Raw genomic sequence first — 20,328 nt, forward strand, 5'->3', positions numbered from 1 at the left:
CTCAAAATTCATAGTCCTAAAGAACTATCAAAGGTTCGACATGAAAATTGTGGATTAATAAACTTTTTATGGAATCGAAATTCAAAATCTCTTGCAAGTGGACACTCTGTCACATAAACTGATTATATCCTACAGCTAGCAAATTTCAACACCTTTCGCTATCTCATAGGTATATAGAATCGGTACATTAATGATTTTTTATCTGGAGGAGTAATATATGAAGATTTCTTTATGGCAGCGAAGAGTTTCCATACTCGTATCTATAACAGTTTTAGCCATGATTTTTACATACATAGGAGCATCGCCAAAACAAATCCAAGCTGCAGTTAATCTGACAGCTGTTACGCTCAGCTACAATTCGAAGTACGTCTCCATAAAAGACGATGCTGTGACCGCAGCGGCTGATCATGTTTTCTTCAACGAGCTGCTCGAGCTTGAGGATCATGGAAACCATATTTATTCCATCAAGTCCAAAATCAGCGGCAAATATTTATCTTATTCCTCCTCGGATAATGGTTACCAGCTAGCAGCGCTTTCCAAATCGCCGCCATCCTCCAAGGAAAAATTCGAAAGAATAGATAATACGGATGGAACCGTATCCTTTAGAACAGTTAATGAAATCAATTCTGCAAAACGCTACGTTGAGGTGAGTTCCGGCGTCCTAAAAGCAAATTCAAAAACAACAAATAACAATCAAAAATTCCAGCTCGCCACGCTGCATCTTCGTCCAACCGTTAATGTGCTCGAGATTACCGAGACAGGCGCTTCGGATCTGACACCGCTCATCGGCGGTCAATCGCTCATCTCGATTAAGACCTATAGCATGAAGCAGTTCGTTGCGTCCCGGGAGCAGTTGGATGGCAAATACGATGCGATTTACATCGGAAGAGGTACCTATAATATTTCGCTCCCAACGCAAACCGCTACAGCGTCCGCTCATCAAACCAAAGATAAGCAGAACGACATCACGCAATTGAAAGCATCGGAAATCATTACGAAATTCGTAGATAAAGGACTGCCCGTCATTCTTTACAGCGATATAAGCCGAAATGCGGGTATCGAATTTCAAGCGGATTTATGGAGCGGTAATCACAAGGAGAAAGAAGCTTTGCTGAAAAAGAATTTCGCCAAATACAATTCCGATGGCAATCGAAGAAACAATGTTATTTTCGTAAATGATGCACAGCTGTCCAGCACGAATGCATTCGTAAGCCAAATAAACCTGCTCGTCAAAGGAAACCTTAGACCGCTGCTGTCGCTGATCGAACAGCCTATCGGCTACACCTCCTCTTCCAATCATAAATACACAGCCGGCGACATGTTAACCTTTAAATATGCCGTCGACAATTTAGGGGATATAAGTGCGAAAGACATTAATGTCAATCTGTACATCGGAATGGACAGCGCCGTCCCTTTCGAGGTCGAGCAATTGGTAGCGACTCAAAGGGTGACCGGCGATACCGGAACTTTAACGTACAAGCTGCCCCGAGGCTTCTCGGGCCTGCAATACTGGAAGCTGGAATTAACGGACTTCAGCAATCCCTTAAAGGATGTCAAGACCGGCGTCTACCGGTTCCAGGACGAGAAAATACATATTAAAGTGCTGCAGGTTATGCCGCAAAACAACTCGAACAGCGATCTTACAAAGTCGACTAATATCAATAGCCAATACTTGGCTCCTACGGATGGGAATAATAAGGATGCTTACAGCATACAGATCGATCCGATGCCGATTACGACATTTAACAGCACGGGGTACCAAACGCTGAACGGAAAATATGACATGCTTATCTTTGGTTTTAGAGATGAGTACAATAACTATGCGCCGATTAATGAAGAGGCCGCGGCTGCCGTCCAAACGTTCATCGGCACCGGTCAAAGCGTCATGTTCACGCATGATACCATCTATGTGAACAACAATTCGCAAAGCCGGAACTGGTTGAACAAGTTCCAGACCGTTACAGGCCAGATTGCGCCCCGCACCGATATGGGTTTCGGAGGTCCGGTGAAATCAACGAAAACGGAAAAAGTAAACGACGGGCTTTTGACACAATTCCCGTTTCTATTGAGCAACAGCACGAGTGTGGCAACGACACATAATCAATACTTTACGCTTGACCTGGAGGATCCGGCCGTTATTCCTTGGTACAACATGACCGACAGCAGCTACCGCACCGCCGGCGACAGCTGGAATCATTACTACACGTATTCCAAAGGAAACGTCACCTATTCCGGCTCTGGGCACACGAACAGCAATTTTCCGGATTGGGAGCAGCAGCTTTTCGTCAATACCATGTACAGAGCTTATATGGGCTCGAACCACGCTCCTCAATTAACGGTTTACAGTCCGATCGAATATAATCAGACGGAAAACAATTTTATCCCGTCCTACTCCGACATCCTGATCAATTACAAAATCGATGATTTCGATCTGAACGACCGGCAGCTTACAACATCGATCAATTTGAAATACAGCGGAACGACTGTACCGATATTGACGAGCGAGAAAGTGTTGTCGGGAACGACGATGAATCACCAGGTTGCTAACCCGATGCCGGAAGGCGGCCTTCTGACCGTTGAAATCATAGTCCGCGACGCGCAAGGGGCCGAAGCCCGCAAGGAAATCAACGTTAAAATCGTGAAGGTAACCTCTAATCTTGAGCTTAGCCGTACCGTATCCGACAATGTGGTAGAGAATAAAATTGAAACGAACGACACGGCCGCCTTTACGTATACGATAACGCCAAAGGCCATCGACAAAAATGATGCGCTCGCAGCAGACAGAATGAAGATTACCGGCTTAACGTTTACGGAGCAGTTCCCTCCGGATCTTGAAATCGGCACGCTGCCATCCGGCTTTACGAAGAGAGGGAATCTGGAAACGGGCTTTACGGTGTCAGGTACGCTGGCAGATATTCCTTACCGTCTGTCGGACAATAAATATACGGCTAGTCCGGTAAGCTTTACGATTCCTGTAACGCCAAAGAAGGACAATCCTGCATATTCTTTAATGAACGCTGCACTGGCTTACAAAGATATCGGAAGCCAGACATCAATGACGCTGCAGTTCCCTCCTTATATCTTGGAGGCTATTACAAAGATCAAGGAGCTTACGATTAATAACAAAACAATTCTTATCGGTGACCAGTGGCCGATGGAAACCGAAACGATTATTAAGCCCGATACTGCAACCAAAAAACAGCTCACCTGGGTGTCTGATCGTCCTGATATCGTCACGGTAAACAGCAGAGGCATCATTCAAGGGATTGCAGCCGGAACCGCAGCCTTGACCGCAACGACTACCGACGGCAGCGGTATTACGGCACGAGCCAAAATAACCGTCATCACGGCAGGACTTAACATTAACGGTCCGGACCGGGTGTCCGTCCATGAGTCGATTAGCTTAACTTCAAGCCTAATTACGGCAGATTACGAGCAGATTGAAACTTATGCCTGGAGTATAGGTTCTGGCGGCGCGAATGTCAGCTTAAACGGAACAAGCAGCAACACCGCGACTGTCCGCGGTATGAATACCGCAACGGCGACGATCTCACTAAAAGTGACGACGAACCAAATCGATCCGAAAACGAATCGAAAAAGAGAATATACGGCCTCGAAGCAAATTACCGTATATAAAAAGCTCACATCTATCGACTTGACCGGCACGACGCTTATGCTGGGGCAAAGCGCGCAGCTGACGCCTGCATTCACTCCTGCCGATGCAACCGATAAATCAATCACATGGAGGTCGGATAACCCGAATATCGTTTCTGTAGATCAAAATGGAACGGTCAAAGGCGAAGGCACCGGACAAGCGACGATTACCGTTACGGCGGCAGACGGCAGCGGCTTGAGCAAAAACGCAATCGTATACGTTACATTACCTAAGCCAGTTATAACGGGACGGAAAGAAGTAGACTTGGGAACCGTTATTCCATTGTCTGCTCATATAAAATGGGCAAACAATGATCCCATAGCTTCTGACGACGGCGTAGTATGGCGTATAACAGGCGGATCAAGCAATGCGCAGCTAATCAATAAGACGGATACATCGGCAGAGCTGAAGGGCATAAGAGCCGGTTCGGTCAATGTCATTGTAACTGTAAATACCAAAGGCGGGCGAACCTATGCTTCTGAACCAATTGAAGTCACCGTGAATCCAGTATCGCTTTACCTGTACAATACGATGACGATTGATCTGAATGAAACGATGAGCTTGTGGGACGAGTTGCAATCCAGCCCTGCGGCAGGCAAAACCAATATTCAAAGCTCTCTTGCATGGAAAAGCAGCGATAACGAGACGGTCAGTGTAAATCCAAGCACTGGCGCTATTAAAGGTTTAAAGCCAGGCTCCTCAACGATTACCGTCACCTACAGCCACGATCCCGCCCTGACGGCACGCACAACGATTATCGTTATGCGTCCTGACGAGCCGCCTGTCAATCCTGAAATACCAGGCGGCGGATTCGGCAGATACTAAATTTCCCAGCCTCCGGTCGCACTGCTGCGCATCGGAGGTTATTTCTTTTTGTATGAAAATAGAAATAGAAGTCCCCTAGAGCATCGACTGGCGAAGCTCCAGGGGACTTCTATTGAGGCACTTTATTTTTGAAGCTGCTTGCTGCCAATTTGGACGCTAATTTGCTTCACGCGTGGCAGTCCAGAATATTGGTCTTCGAAAATATTGCTGTTATATTCGATAATAAAACGCGAATCGAGCTTCGTTCCGCTAATTTCATTTAACGTTTTATCGAAGATAATTCCTGATAAATCACTTTTCTGCTCCACGCTGCCAAGAACCGCATTAATTGTCAAATTCTTTTTCGCAAAAAAACCTCCATTCAACCAAAAGGTCGAGCCTACACCATACAATTCGGCTTCACCCTCGGAATAGAAGAAAGCATCCAGCCTTTTATTTTCTATATTCGTTCCACTATACCTGCCATAATTCGTAAAGGCTTCAAACCGGTTGAGCAAAATATCAGATCTGGACATGAGCACGAGCTGCTTCGTTTTTCCTGCAACCTGAAGGCCTTTTATTTCAGCATCCTGAACGACGGTTTTTCCGTCTGCCGAGCCTGCTCCGAGACTAATTATAGTGCTGTCCACCTTTATTTTTTTGCCCGTAATCATGACATTCCCGGTGACAAGAATATTAGCTTGAATAATAAGATCTTCGGAGCTGTAGTTGTCTATCAGCAAATCGCCGTTCACAATAAACCATTTGCCAGCCGCCTTCGCATCATTGCCCGATAGATCATTTCCGTAGACTAAGCCCTTATAGGCTATGCCGTCCAATCTAAGATCCCCGTCGAAAATGATCGATTCGGATTGCTGTGAATTAAATATGCTTAAATAATTATCTCTGTAATTCTTTAGTGCTGCTTCATAAGCGGCAACCTCCTCTTCGTTCTCCCAATCGGGAAACGCCGGCTCCTCACGAGGCGAAACCCGTCTTACTCCGAAATCACTATTCAAAGCCTGTATGAATGGAATTAAATTATTTTCATTAAATACTTGTTTGAGACGATCGCGGGTTCCGGCTCCATTTCCCGCCGCTTCGGCTGCTTTGTCCAAAAATGACTCATTTAAATTAATCGAAACGAAATTGCTGGAACTTTTCTCATCACGGATGTTTTCATACTTAATTCCAAGCAGCCTATTTAGAAGGCTTTCGTCATTTGCCGGAAGCGTTTGATAGGAGCTTGGCATGGCCGCATTGCAGGTCATATAATCGCAATAGCTTATCTCATGACGAGAACTGATATATAAATCACCGTCCAAGCGTGGAAATTGCGTTGGCTCCTCCAAAGCTATGGAATTGTAAATATATTTTGCTTTGTTATAAATTTTCAAGTGTCGCCCTGCATACATTTTTCCAATCGTGTAGACAGCACCATTAATAATGACGTCCTGCTCCGATCCGTACGAATATTGCAAAAACTCCGGGTAAGAATCGATCATAACCTTCTGCTCAAGCTTCCTTTTCACGCCGTTAACGGCGGCTTCCGAGGTCAATGTCAGCGCATAGCTGTGCTTGATGCTGCCTTCCTCGATTTTGATGTCTGTTATATGAGCGCTGGCTCCGCTCAGCTCCGTATTGGTTGTTAACACATCTCTGAAATTTTGAATATCCTTTAATTTATTCATGTAAACAGCCAGCTCGTCCGGGCTGATATCATCCCTGCCGTCAAACTCCGAAACCAAGTATGAGACGGCCTCATTCAGAGCTTTTTCAGCGAGATGCAAGCTTTGAACATCATTTTCGCGGGTTTCCGTTCTCGTTGCTCCGCCCAAGCTTGCCCCTGCTATTGCTACGCCCAATATGGTGAAAATAAGAATCATAAAAATAACGAGCAGTAACGCATAGCCCCGTTCGTTTCGAATCATGGCGTGTCTCCTAAAAACCAAATTTGCTTTCCAACGTTAATTGATGCGATTTTCCGCTGTAAGATTGAATCAAAATCAAACTGATTTCAATGAGGCCGCTTGCGCACTCTCCCAGACCTTCTTCGCATACCAGCGTTATAGTAGACTCCGAGCCAATTTCAGATTTCAAATCGGCTAATTCCTTGCCGCCTATCATTAACCTGCCTTGTGTAAAATAAATTTCATCTGTCGCTGCCGATTCGTTTTTGATCAGCTGTATACCGTTCACATGTTTAATTATCTTATCTGGCGCCACCATATAAAGCTCGTTAATAATTGACGACATAAGCAGATCGGCTTCATCGCGCAATGAATTTTCAACTTCGATTTTGTTGTACGTGTTAAGGCCAAACGAAATGACCCCGTAAATCACACTTCCAAAAATTGCGACCAGCGCCATGGACGCGATTAGCTCTATCACCGTAAAACCTTCTTCGCTTTGAAGCTTTTTAACGTATTTTTTCATTCGTTATGTAGCCCTCCACCATCGTAATGTCCCGGGCATTGTTCCTGCCATTAAGAGGCTTCACGATTACGTTTATAGGGAGTAAAAAATTCGACATTTTTCCTTCTAATCTAGCGGTTATATCTTTTTGATACTCGATCGTAATGGTGTAGGTTATCCCATTAACTGTCGGAGTCAAAACATCGAATAATTGGTCCCCATTGGAGACGAGTTTTTCAGCCTCACAGCCGCGGGCAGCGCAGGAAATCTCGGTGTTCGCTTGATCCCCTTCCTTAAAATAGGCTTCAATCGGTTCGAATTTTTGCTTTTCCATATAAAACAGAACGTTGCGCGCAAGATTCACCATAACCGTCTTGCTCTGATTGTCTTTGGCATAAGTAAGTGCATTCGAGAAAAAAGAGGTCATCGCAATCGCAACAATTGATAATATGGTGAAGGCGGCGAGCACCTCAACTAAAGTGAAGCCGGCTTCGGATTCACCTGCAAATGCAAGCTTTTTTCTCATTTTCATACGTTCACCTGCTTTATCTGGTCCTTGAATGAATACGTTTCTATCATTTTTCCTTATCTCGCTATTTTACTACATACGTTCTGTTTAATCTATGAAAAGAGCTGTCCCCACCCTATCCAATCAGTGTGGCATGATTCGATTAAGCCATTTTTGATACTTCCTGCTCCTATGCTATAATTTAGGCATGGAACAGTGGAAAAAAAATCTTATCGTACTATGGTTTGGACAGTTTCTTGTGATGGCTGGAATGACGATGATCATTCCTTTCCTGTCGCTATATTTACAATTTGATTTAGGGTTGACCGATAAGCATGAGATCGGTGTTTGGGCAGGATTTATTTTTGCCGGAAACTTTGTGACCTCCTTTATTTTTCAGCCGATTTGGGGTAAACTCGCGGATCGTTACGGCCGCAAAATGATGCTCCTGCGCTCCGGCTTCGGTATGGCAATCGTGATGGTACTCATGGGCTTTGCTACGAATCCATGGCATTTGCTGCTGCTTCGGATGTTAAATGGTACAATTTCCGGCTTTAATCCGGCATCAATCGCTCTCATTTCGGCAACCACGCCCAAGCCCCGCATGGGCTTTGCCATGGGAACGATTCAATCCGGAGGCATCGCAGGGACAATACTCGGTCCTTTTATCGGCGGCTTGCTCGCTGATTCGATCGGCTTCCGGCCGATTTTCTATTTGACGGGCGCCTTGCTATTCGCGGCCTCTCTGCTTGCCTTGTTTGTCGTAAAGGAACCGTTCGACCGGATGAAGGCGGCCGAGCGCGTCCAAGCGTCCGTCCTTCAAGGCTTTAAGCAGCTAAGCGGCATTCGCGAGCTTACGGCGTTATTCGCGGTCACCTTCCTCATTCAATTCGCCATGATGAGTCCGATGACGCTCATTCCGCTTTATGTGCAGGAGCTGCACGGCACAACCGCCAACCTTGCTTTCTTCGCCGGCTTTGTGGGTTCGGTTACCGGCCTTTCAAATCTAGTGGCATCACCGCTGCTGGGAAGGCTAAGCGACAGGATCGGGGCGGAACGCGTGCTCGGCGTATCTCTTGTCGGCGCTGCGCTTGCCTTTATTCCGCAAGCGCTGGCGGGCACTGTATGGCAGCTGCTTATCGCGCGCTTCGTGCTTGGCATCTTTCTCGGCGGGCTTATACCGGCGGTTAATTCATTAATACGCAAGTATACGCCTGACGGGATGGAAAGCCGCGCATACAGCTTCAATACAAGCACACTTAGCCTCGGCAATATGATCGGCCCCATCACCGGCGGCGCGCTATCCGGCTGGATCGGCATACACGGCCTGTTCCTGCTATCCGGTGCCATGCTGCTTGCTAATGCAGTTTGGGTATGGCAGACGCTGCTCCGCAAGCGGCCAGGCAATCAAAAAGGACGCGAGGGAGTTTAGTACTCCTCCTGCGTCCCTTTTGGTCTTAATCGGCTTTTGTCTGGACTTAGCTCTATCATCCGCTTTCGTCCCATTTTGGAGAATTGGGCTAGCTGACTATATCATTAGTTCGATTTCAATCCGATCGTTACTTCACAATTGCAATTGCCAGTCCATCATAGCCTGGCAGCACGGTGCTAAGGAGGCGGCTGTCAGATGCGATCGTTTCATTAAAGAAACGGACCGCGCGCACGGATGGTCCCATTTTGTCTGAGTCAATGGTTCTGCCGCGCAGCAAAATGTTATCGCCCACAATAATTGCTCCAGGCGTGGCCAGCATGATTGCATAGTCCAAATAAATCGGATACCCTTCCTTATCGGCATCGATAAAGAAGAAATCGAACCTCTTTCCCTCTTTCTTCAGCTTTTCCAGGCTCTCCTTCGCATCCCCGACCATATACTCTACTTTATTGCCTAATCCAGCAGCTTCCATCTGCTGCTTCGCTAGATCCGCATAGTTTTGCAGCAGCTCTAACGACATCAGACTTCCTCCATCACGCAAGCCTCTCGCTAGGCATATTCCGCTATAGCCGCCGAGAGCTCCGATTTCTAGCAGCCTTTGTGCGCCCGTCATGGCTACAAGCATCGTCAGCAATCTTCCATAGCCGGCAGCGACCGAGATATCAGGCATGCCATTCGCCGCGATACCTGCCTTCACACGCTCGAGATCAGCATCTGCTCCATATAAGGAATCCACGTACTGTTCATTCTGCAGCATTATTTTTCTATCTCCTTTTTTACAATTTGTAAAAGTAACCTAGTTTGCCCTATACTTGATTGTATGTTTTTGATCGTGAGGTTACAAGCTTATGCTTTGCAGACGCGAAGAATGATATGGAAAGAGAGTGTCACATGGAAAAATTACAGTTAATCGCAACCGCGCCGATGGGTCTAGAGGCGGTCGTCGCGCGCGAATTGAAGGATTTGGGCTATACCGACCTGCAGGTGGAGAACGGACGTGTCAATTTCACAGGCGAACCGATCGATATTTGCAGAACGAATCTATGGCTGCGCACCGCAGGCCGAATACTAATCAAAATGGGCGAGTTTCCAGCCACTACTTTCGAGGAGCTGTTTGAAGGCACCAAAGCGCTGGATTGGCCGGATTGGATACCTGAGGATGGCGAATTCCCGGTAAACGGCCGCTCCCAAAAGTCCCAGCTTACAAGTGTCCCTGCCTGTCAAAGCATCGTCAAGAAGGCCGTTGTTAATAAAATGACTGAACGCTATGGCACTGAATGGTTTCCTGAGGACGCCGGACGTTACGTTATTGAAGTTACGCTAATGAATGACCGGGCGATGCTGACGCTTGATACGACTGGCGATGGCCTTCACAAGCGGGGCTATCGCAAGGTTTCCACTGAAGCGCCGCTTCGCGAGACGATGGCCGCAGCCCTCGTCCAGCTTAGCCGCTGGCAGCCGGAACGTCCACTTTACGATCCTTTCTGCGGCTCGGGCACCATTCTGATCGAAGCCGCCATGATCGCTTGGAACATTGCGCCAGGACTGCGCCGAAGCTTTAACAGCGAAGGCTGGCCGCTTATTCCAGACAGGCTCTGGGAGGAAGCGCGCGATGAGGCATTTGATCTTGTGAAAGACGATATTCCTTTGCAGATCGCGGGCTCGGATATTGATCCGGGAGCCATTGAAATTGCAGAGGCTGCCATCAAAAAAGCCGGCTTCGGCAAGGAAATCAAACTATCAGTTCAACCGGTGTCTAAAGTAAAGCTCCAAGGCGATTACGGCGTTATCATTACAAATCCGCCGTATGGGGAGCGGCTTGGCGATGACGAATCGGTAGAAGCCGTCCTGCGCCAATTCGGATTAACCGCTCTTCATTATCCAACATGGTCCTATTTTGCAATAAGCCCATCCACGACGATCGAGCATTATTTCGGCCGTCCTGCGGATAAGAAGCGCAAGCTGTATAATGGACGCATTCAATGCGATTACTATCAATTTTTCGGCCCGCTGCCGCCTCGCGGAAATCGGGGTTAGCACAGCAGAGAGGATTATCCGTTTATGTTACCGAATCAACAAAGCATCGTCCGCCGCAGCATGGGATCGCTTCTTGTTCAATTAGATCGGCTTAAAGCTGTCGACCTGCTTTTGTTCGTCATCGTTATGATAAGCAAGCTTTACTTGTTTTCACAATTTCTTGCCTTGTCTTCGGCTATGAAAATGAACAGCAAGGACGCCCTGATTGAATTAGGAGCGGTTCTTCTCTTCAGCTTCTGGACGATCTGGCTGCCGACACGCGGACGAATAGTCGCTCTGATCGTCCTTAATCTAATTGCCACCTTTGTGTTATATGCCGACCTGATCTACTATCGGTATTTCCAAGATTTGATTTCCGTACCGGTGCTGCTTCAATTCAGCCAGGTCGATTCCCTTGGGGGAAGCATTAGCACGCTGCTGCACGTGAACGATTTTATTCTATTCCTCGACTGGATCGTTATCATTCCATTCGCTGTCTATGTGCTTTGGCGCGGTCGCGGCGATCTTCGGCATGCGAATCGGTATCGAAGAATCGCGCCTGGATGGCGGAAAGCATCTGTTAGGATCGTGCTGAGCGCAATTATTTTTACCATTGGAACGTCGCTCGTTTTCTCTCATGTCAATGAAGCGAAGCGAACCTGGGCGCTCGGTGTTTTCGACGGAAACTGGTGGAATCTATCGATATATAATGTGACGGGAGCTCTCGGCTTTCACGGCTACGACGTTTATCGCTATGTGAAGCTAAATTACCTGGACGCCGTAACAGTAACCGCGGAACAAACCTCCGAGACCAAACATTGGATGGAAGAGCGCGGCGATCTTCGCAGAGCTCTTGAGCAGGATGATTTGTTCGGCGCTTATGCGGATAGCAATGTGCTGATGATCCAGCTTGAAGCTTTCCAAAACTTCGTGATAGGCACATCAATCGGAGGGCAGGAAATTACGCCCCATTTCAACCAACTAATCAATGACAGCGCCTATTTTAGCCAGTTTTATCAGCAAACCGCGCATGGCAGAACGTCAGATGCCGATTTTGCGGCAAACTGCTCGTTCCAACCCGTATCAAGCGGCTCGGTATTTACCCAATACGCATCCAATGAATTTGACTGTATGCCGACAACCTTGAAAAAAAACGGCTATTCCACCTCCGTATTTCATGCCTACGAGGGCGGTTTTTGGAATCGGAACGCAATGTACAGAAATATGAATTACGATCAATTTTACAGCCTGAAGCATTTTACTTTAGATGAAAAGCTTGGCTGGGCGCTCGGAGACAAATCCTTCTTCAAGCAGACATTAGACGTAATCTCTGAACAAAAGCAGCCCTTCTACTCTTTTCTAATTACCTTATCTAGTCATCACCCCTATACGCTGCCGGATACAGAGCAGAAGCTTAACGTCGGTGAGCTAAAAGGGACCATTATGGGCGACTATCTGCAAGCCATTCATTACGTCGACGCTGCGCTTGGCGAGCTTGTGGATCGAATGAAAACAGAGGGGTTATGGGATAATACGATCCTTGTCGCTTATGGAGACCATGACAATTCCATTAAGGACTGGGGGCTCTTCGAAGCCTTTTTGAATAAGCCTCTGAGCGATCTCGATCGGCAAATAATTTTAAAGCAGGTTCCGCTTCTCGTTCATCTGCCTCAGAATGAACACGCTGGCACGTATTCCAATATAGGCGGGCAAACCGATATTACGCCGACGATCATGCATTTGCTCGGCATCTCTACCGCCAATCACTATTTGCTTGGAACGCCGCTGATAACGGAGAAGCCACTCGAAAACAAATTGGTCGTACAACGTAACGGGGGCGTAACGGACGGCAGCATATACTTCATACCATCAGCCGACGGAATTGTCGAGAACGGCAAGTGCTGGAGTATTTCGGGAAATTCTATTAGCGATAGCAGTGCTTGCATGAGGTTGGTTTCGGAAGCACGTACTGAGCTCAGCATGTCCGATCAGATCGTGATGAGCGATTTGATTGAGAGATTTAAGGAGCAGAATTCGACTGAAGCACGCGTCAACCGCAGTGATGGCAAGGATGTCGAAAGTGCATCGATATCGGATTGATTGAGATGCATCTCAAAGGAAGAGGACTGTTCAACAGATTGCTGCACATCTGTCGAACAGTCCTCTATTATTTTTATTTCTGCCGTTTTCCATGCTGCGCCAGCCAGTCCAGCACCTCGTCTATCGTTTTGACCGGCACGATATGAAGATCCGACGCTCCGCTTCGCGCCTCATCCTCCTGTGCTGCAGGCACAAAAAACACATCCGCACCGGTGCGGCTTACCGCGTAGGCCTTCTGCTTAATACCCCCGATGGAGCCAATGGAGCCATCAGGCTCGATTGTTCCAGTTCCGGCAACCTCAAGACCATGTGTCACGCCCCCCGGCGTTAATTGATCGATGAGCGCCAGCGTCAGCATCGCCCCATGCGACGGTCCGCCAATATGCGCCATAAATCTTTTATAATCAATGGCCCGCGGGATATCTATACTCAGCTCTGTCTGTACGGATATGCCAAACACAGGTCGTTGTGGTGAATCTGCAGATGCTTCAGCAGTCACGTCAATCTCTAATAGCTGCCCTCCCGATCTCCTCAAGGTTACCTTAACGGCTTGACCCGGCTTGACCGAATGAATCATATAATCCGTCATATCGCTTATTGTTCGTACGGGCCGCTCGTCCAGCCTATCGATAATATCGCCGGCCTCGAGCCGATGGTCTGCCGGACTATCCTTTACGATGGCAATCACTCTTACCCCCGCAGGCGTTATGCCCTTGCCGACACCTGCTTTTTCCATTGCTATCGCTGCCGCGATGCTATCTGCACCGGTTTTCATCATAACGACCTGTGAATACAACTCCGTCAGCGGAGGCTCGTCCTCTGGTATTTTCACAAACTCGTAATAAGGAAAAAGCCATGCATACAGCCAATCTGCTGGAACGGCTGGTCGTTCGAATACGAGTACGCCATTAACAGTTCCAACGCTAGCTCCGCTTTCTACATGCGCGTAGCGATTCATATCAATCGTCATGCCTGGATAAGTTACCCGATACCCTGTCGGATAAAGCATAATCAAAAGCAGTACAGTAGTCGTCAGCAGTGTGAGCAGACTGCGCCACGGCATACGCAAGCGTCGCGGGGCTCGCTCAATTATGCTGTATCGTGCTGAATCCGGAGAGGGAGACGCTTTGGTACACGCCAAGCTTTCACTCAGCAGCATTTCCATGAAGATAAGCGGCATTGTGATTCCTATAACGGTAAGCAGCGGCATCAAACGCTCCGGCGCGAACAGAACAAGCACCGCTCCCGTCAATCCCAGTCCTGCAATCACCAGTCTAAGCAGCTGCAGCAGCATTCCAAATCCATTCCACGGCTCTCTCTGCTTCGCCAATATGCTCCAAATTGCTCCTGCTGTCCAGCTAAGCGGAGTAAGCGCAAGCCCGTAAAACAAGACATCAATTATCTCAATCCACTGCATGCCACCGCCCGTCTTCAGAGGCCCCGGCAGCCATATCAATTCTGCCGCCCCCAAATAGAACAACGCAACTGCCAGTCCAAGCAAGTAATATCGAATCGGCTTCATCCTTTATGCTCTCCCTCCAAACCTTCCCTTACCAGCTGCCTGAAAAGCCTATACGATAAACAAAACTTTCGATTTAACTAGCTGCGGCGTAGTCATATCCACCCTGGGCACCTCTCGTTCCCTTAATTATAGATAACAATGACCCAACGATCATAGCGGTCGTTGGGTCATTTTGTGTCGTACACTGTTCAGAGTTCGCTTTATGAAAGGAAACAATCTATTTTTTCTTGATGAAGGGCAGTGCCTTCTCAATTGCTTCGTCCTCGGTCGCCGCCTTCACGTAACGTCCGTTTATGAATATAAATGCGTAGCGGGCGCAAGGCCCGCAGTAGGATTTGCAGCCTACCTTAACTTCGGCGTCAGGGACAAGCTTCTGCAGCTTGGGTACAATGGTCTTCATCTTCATGTGCTTGCATTTGTCGCATACTCGTATATCGTTAGCCATCATTCATCGTCCTATTCCAACTCGTTACTTCTGAAGCTTAGTGATCGCCGTGGTTGCCCTTGGTTGGATTCGTTACGGCAAAACCTTCTTCAGGCACATAAAAATAATCGACGCGAACGCCGTCCAGATACGCATTGCCCTTCTCCAATATAACGTCGATTCCCTGGTCGGTCGACACAACCTCGTCTTTATCAGTAGGCGAATCGATTCCCATACCGTAGTGCGCATGGTCGCCATGAGAATGCGTGACGTAAACGCGGAGCAGCTTGCCTTCATTTTCTGGCTTGTCCAGCTCGGCTTTTAACACCTTAGCAGCATTTTTAGAAATTTTGCAATGCATGTTTTATCCAGCTCCTCTTATTCGTATGCCTTGCGGCAATCATTATTATTTAATATTATACTTCGTCTCCATTCTACGGGCAAACCATCCTGCAAGAAGCATAGTCACTGCGATGTCGTCAATAGGCAAAAAAGGTAACGGCAGCACATCGGGCAGCACCCAATAAAGCAGCGCCGGCACCGTAAACAGCAGCTTGTCTCTGAGCGGAACATCCTTTGACCGAAGCAGCAGAAAAATACGGGCAAACGTCCTCTGCCAGTGGCGCAGCGACAATAATTTTCGCATCAAAAATCCCACCTTTGCCTTTGCTGACCTTTGCCCTTCATTATATCATAACAATTCTTATTCAACTATTAAGCGAGCAATTCTGACGCTGTCCGTTAAAGGCGAAGCGACTCCAGCAGCAGCGGCTGCAGTTCTATATAAATCTGATCGAAATTACTCATGGGCAGCGGATTTTCGCCGTAGCCAGCCTCAACCGTAAAACCAGGCTTGCGGAATTGCTGAATAAACCAATCCTTGTAGCCCGCATCGCTGCCCGACAGCTTCACTGGCTCATATCCGCTTACGCTGCCCAGCCGCTTGGCCAGCTGTTCTGACTCCGCCGTCTCGTAATCACGATAATTCCAATAGATTTCCCGTCCCTGCGTATGCAGCGCCAAAACGGCATCGAAAGCAAACGATTCCGTAAACCGGGCCATGGCGCGCGCCTCCGGCTCACTAAGCGGATAGGGTCCTGGATAATCACGGGGCGCCGGGCCCGGCACTCCGCGGCGCTTTCGCTCCTCTTCCCAGTATGCAGGGAACTGGTCGTTCAAATCAACGCCTCTAATGTTAGCCTTCCAGCCGCTGAAATCCTCGGAGCCTCCATTCCACTGTATCAGCTGCCTGTACCAAGGATGCGTTGGCGAAACGCCTTGCTGCGCAAGCATCACGCCATCGGGATTTACCATTGGAACAAGCCAAAGCGTAACTTCTCTGCAAAGGTGCTCAGCCTGTTGGCCGCCGATGGGCTCCCCGTTGCAATAGGCTGAAGACAAATCGGCAGCAAAGCGCATCAATAAGGCGGATGTCATCCATTCATTCGCATGAAAAGAGCCGTTCATATGAATCTGTCGCGGACCGCTGCCGCAGCGGACCGCGATGAGCGGCTTCCCCATTACACTTTCACCTATCACATAAGCTGACAGAAACGGATACCTTACCACGAGCTGTCTTATGCCTTCCACCATATCGAGATAACCGTACGATTGGACCGAATAAATGTTCATCGCCTCCTGTCACCTAATTCCATCCTTACCATGCTATGCGGCAAAGGCCTAGTCCTATACTGCATCATTTAACGGCATCCGTAAGCTAGTTCGTATGAAGAAGAAGCGGCTTCCTGTGTGAGGAACCCGCTTCTTCTTTTCAACGAATATCCGGCACCCGCCACACGACCGGAGTAAGCTCGATCTGCTTACCTAACCATAGCTCGGCAATCGATTTGAAGATATGCTGCTCTCCGCTGCAAAAAAATTGATGCACCGGCATCTGCTCGCCTAACCCCAGATCTCCTTTCAGGCGTAAAATCGTGCTGATCTCACGTGCTGTCTCATCCGCGGAGCTGATTAAATTAACGTTTCTCCCCATTACCTCAGATATCGTTTCTGTCAGAAATGGATAATGCGTACATCCAAGGATCAGCGTGTCGATCGGATAACTTCGCAGATGCCCAATGGATTTACGCACCGTTTCGTATGTTTCTAACGAGCGGAAGTTACCCTTTTCCACAAGCGGCACAAATCCCGGACAGGCCTTGCTGACAATCTGCACATGCGGTGACAGCTCACGCAGCGCCTGGTCATAAGCTCCACTCTTAATGGTTCCTTCTGTGCCGATGACCCCGACGCAGCCGGTCATCGTTTTACCAATTGCCGCTCTTGCACCCGGATTAATGACGCCGACGACAGGGATAGCAACTCTTGAACGAATATCTTCCAGCGCGGCGGCAGTTGCCGTATTGCATGCTATAACAATCATCTTTGGAGTAAATTGAATTAAATAATCTACAATTTCTCGCGTAAATCTGACAACCTCATCGGAGGTGCGCGATCCGTACGGCGTTCTTGCCGTGTCTCCAAAATAAACCATTTTCTCATGCGGCAATTGACGCATCACTTCTTTGGCAACGGTGAGGCCGCCTACGCCGGAATCCAGTATCGCAATAGGTTGCTGCACAAACACACCGCTTTCCTAAACAAAAGTGTAATGAATCGAGACAAAATAGCATATGAGCAGCGGTACAAAAACGTACCTTCGTCTGTATGAAAATCCAACCAGGTCCAATGATCAGGAAAATAATGTTTTGCATGTTTAATTAACGCTGCACGGGGTAAATAACATTAAATCTCATGAAAAAATACAAATGCTTTTAGTTACGGGAAGGATGGGGCAAATGATCGTAAACCACAAAAAATCCGGTAGATTGCAAGGAAAGATCGCATTAATTACTGGGGCAGGCTCCGGCATCGGCAAAGCAGCCGCTTTGCTCTTCGCAAAGGAAGGCGCAGATTTAGTCCTTCTTGACGTGAAAGAATCAAACATGGTGCAGGTATGTCAAGAGGTTGCTCAAAACGATGTGAATTGCGTTCTGGTCGTTGCGGATATTTCCTCCGAGTCCGAGCTTCAGAGCGCCTTTCAAAAAATAAATGCCAACTATGAACGACTCGATATCGTTTTTGCCAACGCAGGAATCAATGGCGTATTGACACCAATTGAGCTAATGGCGTTCGAGGACTGGAATAGAACCTTACAGGTTAATCTCAGCGGAACCTTCCTTACGGTGAAGCATGCCATTCCATTCATGAAGGAGAGAGGCGGAAGCATCATTATTACCAGCTCCATTAACGGTAATCGGGTGTTCTCTAATGTTGGCTTCAGCGCTTACAGCAGCACCAAAGCGGGTCAGGTCGCTTTGGCCAATATGGCCGCACTCGAGCTTGCAGGATATAAGATCCGCGTGAATACGATCTGTCCCGGTGCCATCGATACAAATATCGAGGAAAGCACGGAGCGTTCGCCTGAGCTTGCAGAGGTCTCCATTCCCGTCGAGTACCCGGAAGGCGATCAGCCTCTAGAAGATGGACCTGGAAGCGCTGAGCAAGTGGCCAAGCTCGCCTTGTTCCTAGGCTCAGACGACGCCAGCCATATATCGGGAACTTCCGTATACATAGACGGCGCCGAGTCGTTGCTGCGCGGTTAACCCTCACTATTTTCATCTATTATAATCTGAACATTAGGAGCGAGAGCCAATGCTGAAAGAAAGCTTGCATCATTCATACGATAAAAAATGGGCTTATGCCTCTGATCGAGATACGTTTTGTCTCCGGCTCCGCAGCAAGAGAAACGACGTCGAGGAAGCATTTGCAATAACGGGTGATAAATACGATTGGGATAACAACTATCGGGAATTGCAGATGGAAAAAATAGCGGCGGATCAGTTGTACGATTATTGGGAAGCCGCCATACAGCCGGAGCATAAACGGTTTTCTTACGGATTTCGCTTACGCAGCGGTGAAGAAACGTTATGGCTCATAGAGACTGGGATTTACGGCGAGCAGCCGACTCCGCCGGGCGGTTATTTCGAGGTTCCGTTCATTCACGAAATCGACTTATTCGATGCGCCCGAATGGGCAAGGAACGCGGTCTTCTACCAAATCATGCCTGATCGCTTTGCCAACGGCGATCCAGACAATGATCCCGAAGGCGTTCAGCCCTGGGGCGAGCCTCCAAGCGGCGACTCCCACTTCGGCGGCGATTTGCAGGGCATCATCGATCATCTTGACCATTTATCAGATTTAGGCGTTAATGCCGTATACCTGACACCGATCTTCACAGCGCCAACGAATCATAAATACGATACGGTTGATTATAAGCAAATTGACCCGCAGTTCGGAGATACGGAGCTTCTCAAGAAGCTTGTACAGTCTTGCCACGAACGCGAAATACGTGTCGTGCTGGATGCGGTATTCAATCATACCAGCGAGCAATTTCCGCCGTTTCAGGATGTGCTCGAGCATGGGGAAAATTCCAAGTACAAGGATTGGTTCCATTTGCACGGTTTCCCGGTTGAAGTCAAGGACGGCATCCCTAACTATGCTGCGTTCGGCTTCTTCGGCAATATGCCCAAGCTTAATACGGCTAATCCCGAGGTTAAGCAGTATTTGCTCGACATTGCAGCCTATTGGATCAAAGAGGTCGATATTGATGGCTGGCGCCTTGACGTAGCGAATGAAATCGACCATACCTTTTGGCGGGATTTCCGGAGAGCCGTCAAGGCTGCTAAGCCTGACACTTTCATTATTGGAGAAGTGTGGGGCAATTCGCTGCATTGGCTGCATGGTGATCAATTCGACTCGGCGATGAATTATCCCGTTACGAACCAGATATTAGATTTTTTCTCGTCCTCCGATAGAAGAGGCTCCGATTTTGCAGAAGAAATCAACAAGTTGCTTATGAGGTATCCACAGCAGACAAATGAAGTTATGTTCAATCTGTTGTCGAGTCATGATATTCCGCGTGCGGCAACAAGAATGGGCGGCAATAAGCAGCGATTAAAGCAGTCCGTCGTGTTTATGATGACATACACAGGAGTTCCGTGCATTTATTATGGCGATGAGATTGGACTTGACGGCGATAATGATCCGGATTGCCGCAAATGTATGGAATGGCATCCCGATATGCAGGATCGTGAGCTGTATGATTTTTATAAAATGGTCATCGCGCTTCGCAAGGAGTTCGGCACGCTGCAGAACGGTCGATTCCGCTTCCTGCATGCGGATAACGAGATTGGAACGATAATCTATGAACGGCTGAACGGCATGCAGCATGTCACCGTCTGGATGAATAATACTGAGGATACGGTATTGCTGAAGCATCCGATGAAAGCAGGCGATTGGCGCGATGCGATGACAGGCGAAGACGTTCCGACGAACGAGGAGCAGCTTCAAATCGAGCTTGAACCGCTTGGCTTCCGGATATTATGCAGAGATATTTAAAAACGTTAAGAGCGCTTCCTCCTTACAGAAAAATGGAGGAAGCGCTCTTAAA

At 48.0% G+C, this 20,328-nt stretch carries 16 protein-coding genes; 6 read left to right on the forward strand and 10 right to left on the reverse strand.

The annotated features are described in order from the left end of the window. Positions 1–217 precede the first annotated feature (217 nt). A complete protein-coding gene (locus ACO9K6_RS06810; RefSeq protein ID WP_424766787.1) occupies positions 218–4,480 on the forward strand; it encodes a DUF5057 domain-containing protein in 4,263 nt (1,420 codons plus the stop codon). Between the two features lie 122 nt (positions 4,481–4,602). Here ACO9K6_RS06810 and ACO9K6_RS06815 read toward each other — a convergent pair whose 3' ends face one another. The 3 genes from ACO9K6_RS06815 to ACO9K6_RS06825 are packed head-to-tail and all read right to left on the reverse strand — an operon-like array spanning position 4,603 to position 7,406. Next, positions 4,603–6,390 (reverse strand): hypothetical protein, encoded by a 1,788-nt coding sequence (locus ACO9K6_RS06815; protein ID WP_424766788.1) that lies wholly within the window; start codon positions 6,388–6,390, stop codon positions 4,603–4,605. Between the two features lie 10 nt (positions 6,391–6,400). Beyond that, positions 6,401–6,895 carry a PulJ/GspJ family protein gene (locus ACO9K6_RS06820; protein ID WP_424766789.1) on the reverse strand — a complete coding sequence of 165 codons (495 nt, stop codon included), beginning with the start codon at positions 6,893–6,895 and terminating at the stop codon, positions 6,401–6,403. Beyond that, positions 6,879–7,406 (reverse strand): type IV pilus modification PilV family protein, encoded by a 528-nt coding sequence (locus ACO9K6_RS06825; protein WP_424766790.1) that lies wholly within the window; start codon positions 7,404–7,406, stop codon positions 6,879–6,881. The genes ACO9K6_RS06820 and ACO9K6_RS06825 overlap by 17 nt, the downstream gene beginning before the upstream one ends. 184 nt (positions 7,407–7,590) lie before the next feature. On the opposite strand from ACO9K6_RS06825, the gene ACO9K6_RS06830 reads away from it, so the two are divergent. Continuing rightward, on the forward strand, positions 7,591–8,814 hold the full coding sequence (locus ACO9K6_RS06830) for an MFS transporter (protein ID WP_424766791.1): 1,224 nt from the start codon (positions 7,591–7,593) through the stop codon (positions 8,812–8,814). Between the two features lie 127 nt (positions 8,815–8,941). On the opposite strand, the gene ACO9K6_RS06835 is transcribed toward ACO9K6_RS06830, so the two are convergent. Further along, positions 8,942–9,571, reverse strand: coding sequence for an O-methyltransferase (locus ACO9K6_RS06835; protein ID WP_424766792.1), 630 nt, complete (start codon positions 9,569–9,571; stop codon positions 8,942–8,944). A gap of 134 nt (positions 9,572–9,705) precedes the next feature. On the opposite strand from ACO9K6_RS06835, the gene ACO9K6_RS06840 reads away from it, so the two are divergent. Together ACO9K6_RS06840 and ACO9K6_RS06845 are read left to right on the forward strand one after the other, a co-directional pair. Then, entirely contained in the window at positions 9,706–10,851 is a 1,146-nt protein-coding gene (locus ACO9K6_RS06840; protein ID WP_424766793.1) for a THUMP domain-containing class I SAM-dependent RNA methyltransferase, read from the forward strand. 24 nt (positions 10,852–10,875) lie between these two features. Beyond that, positions 10,876–12,930: an LTA synthase family protein gene (locus ACO9K6_RS06845; RefSeq protein ID WP_424766794.1), complete on the forward strand. Its 2,055-nt coding sequence runs from the start codon at positions 10,876–10,878 to the stop codon at positions 12,928–12,930. 73 nt (positions 12,931–13,003) lie between these two features. Here the strand turns inward: ACO9K6_RS06845 and ACO9K6_RS06850 are convergent, their stop codons facing one another. The 6 genes from ACO9K6_RS06850 to racE form a co-directional block, all read right to left on the reverse strand. After that, positions 13,004–14,452, reverse strand: coding sequence for a PDZ domain-containing protein (locus tag ACO9K6_RS06850; protein ID WP_424766795.1), 1,449 nt, complete (start codon positions 14,450–14,452; stop codon positions 13,004–13,006). Positions 14,453–14,669: 217 nt separating this feature from the next. Beyond that, on the reverse strand, positions 14,670–14,897 hold the full coding sequence (locus ACO9K6_RS06855; RefSeq protein ID WP_424766796.1) for a YuzB family protein: 228 nt from the start codon (positions 14,895–14,897) through the stop codon (positions 14,670–14,672). A gap of 37 nt (positions 14,898–14,934) precedes the next feature. Further along, positions 14,935–15,237: an iron-sulfur cluster assembly accessory protein gene (locus ACO9K6_RS06860; RefSeq protein ID WP_424766797.1), complete on the reverse strand. Its 303-nt coding sequence runs from the start codon at positions 15,235–15,237 to the stop codon at positions 14,935–14,937. A gap of 45 nt (positions 15,238–15,282) precedes the next feature. After that, the gene (locus ACO9K6_RS06865) at positions 15,283–15,522 is read right to left on the reverse strand and encodes a hypothetical protein (protein WP_424766798.1); all 240 of its coding nucleotides are present in this window, start codon (positions 15,520–15,522) and stop codon (positions 15,283–15,285) included. A 95-nt stretch (positions 15,523–15,617) separates the two neighbouring features. Next, the gene (locus tag ACO9K6_RS06870) at positions 15,618–16,508 is read right to left on the reverse strand and encodes a M14 family metallopeptidase (RefSeq protein WP_424766799.1); all 891 of its coding nucleotides are present in this window, start codon (positions 16,506–16,508) and stop codon (positions 15,618–15,620) included. Between the two features lie 139 nt (positions 16,509–16,647). Next, positions 16,648–17,457 carry a glutamate racemase gene (gene racE / locus ACO9K6_RS06875; protein WP_424766800.1) on the reverse strand — a complete coding sequence of 270 codons (810 nt, stop codon included), beginning with the start codon at positions 17,455–17,457 and terminating at the stop codon, positions 16,648–16,650. Positions 17,458–17,674: 217 nt separating this feature from the next. Between racE and ACO9K6_RS06880 the strand changes: the two genes are divergently transcribed. Beyond that, complete coding sequence (locus tag ACO9K6_RS06880) at positions 17,675–18,481, forward strand: SDR family oxidoreductase (RefSeq protein WP_424766801.1); 807 nt, start codon at positions 17,675–17,677, stop codon at positions 18,479–18,481. Between the two features lie 49 nt (positions 18,482–18,530). After that, the gene (locus ACO9K6_RS06885; RefSeq protein ID WP_424766802.1) at positions 18,531–20,276 is read left to right on the forward strand and encodes an alpha-glycosidase; all 1,746 of its coding nucleotides are present in this window, start codon (positions 18,531–18,533) and stop codon (positions 20,274–20,276) included. The last annotated feature ends 52 nt before the right edge of the window (positions 20,277–20,328 follow it).

It is taken from the genome of Paenibacillus praedii (assembly GCF_049725345.1).
GTDB lineage: Bacteria > Bacillota > Bacilli > Paenibacillales > Paenibacillaceae > Pristimantibacillus.

Excerpts from the sequence above, each read along its gene's own strand:
- ACO9K6_RS06880 (WP_424766801.1), top strand. The coding sequence starts at position 17,675 with ATGATCGTAAACCACAAAAAATCCGGTAGATTGCAAGGAAAGATCGCA.
- ACO9K6_RS06870 (WP_424766799.1), bottom strand. The coding sequence starts at position 16,508 with ATGAACATTTATTCGGTCCAATCGTACGGTTATCTCGATATGGTGGAA.
- ACO9K6_RS06815 (WP_424766788.1), bottom strand. The coding sequence starts at position 6,390 with ATGATTCGAAACGAACGGGGCTATGCGTTACTGCTCGTTATTTTTATG.
- ACO9K6_RS06850 (WP_424766795.1), bottom strand. The coding sequence starts at position 14,452 with ATGAAGCCGATTCGATATTACTTGCTTGGACTGGCAGTTGCGTTGTTC.
- ACO9K6_RS06830 (WP_424766791.1), top strand. The coding sequence starts at position 7,591 with ATGGAACAGTGGAAAAAAAATCTTATCGTACTATGGTTTGGACAGTTT.
- ACO9K6_RS06845 (WP_424766794.1), top strand. The coding sequence starts at position 10,876 with ATGTTACCGAATCAACAAAGCATCGTCCGCCGCAGCATGGGATCGCTT.
- ACO9K6_RS06825 (WP_424766790.1), bottom strand. The coding sequence starts at position 7,406 with ATGAAAATGAGAAAAAAGCTTGCATTTGCAGGTGAATCCGAAGCCGGC.
- ACO9K6_RS06860 (WP_424766797.1), bottom strand. The coding sequence starts at position 15,237 with ATGCATTGCAAAATTTCTAAAAATGCTGCTAAGGTGTTAAAAGCCGAG.
- ACO9K6_RS06810 (WP_424766787.1), top strand. The coding sequence starts at position 218 with ATGAAGATTTCTTTATGGCAGCGAAGAGTTTCCATACTCGTATCTATA.
- ACO9K6_RS06835 (WP_424766792.1), bottom strand. The coding sequence starts at position 9,571 with ATGCTGCAGAATGAACAGTACGTGGATTCCTTATATGGAGCAGATGCT.
- ACO9K6_RS06885 (WP_424766802.1), top strand. The coding sequence starts at position 18,531 with ATGCTGAAAGAAAGCTTGCATCATTCATACGATAAAAAATGGGCTTAT.
- ACO9K6_RS06820 (WP_424766789.1), bottom strand. The coding sequence starts at position 6,895 with ATGAAAAAATACGTTAAAAAGCTTCAAAGCGAAGAAGGTTTTACGGTG.
- ACO9K6_RS06855 (WP_424766796.1), bottom strand. The coding sequence starts at position 14,897 with ATGGCTAACGATATACGAGTATGCGACAAATGCAAGCACATGAAGATG.
- ACO9K6_RS06840 (WP_424766793.1), top strand. The coding sequence starts at position 9,706 with ATGGAAAAATTACAGTTAATCGCAACCGCGCCGATGGGTCTAGAGGCG.
- ACO9K6_RS06865 (WP_424766798.1), bottom strand. The coding sequence starts at position 15,522 with ATGCGAAAATTATTGTCGCTGCGCCACTGGCAGAGGACGTTTGCCCGT.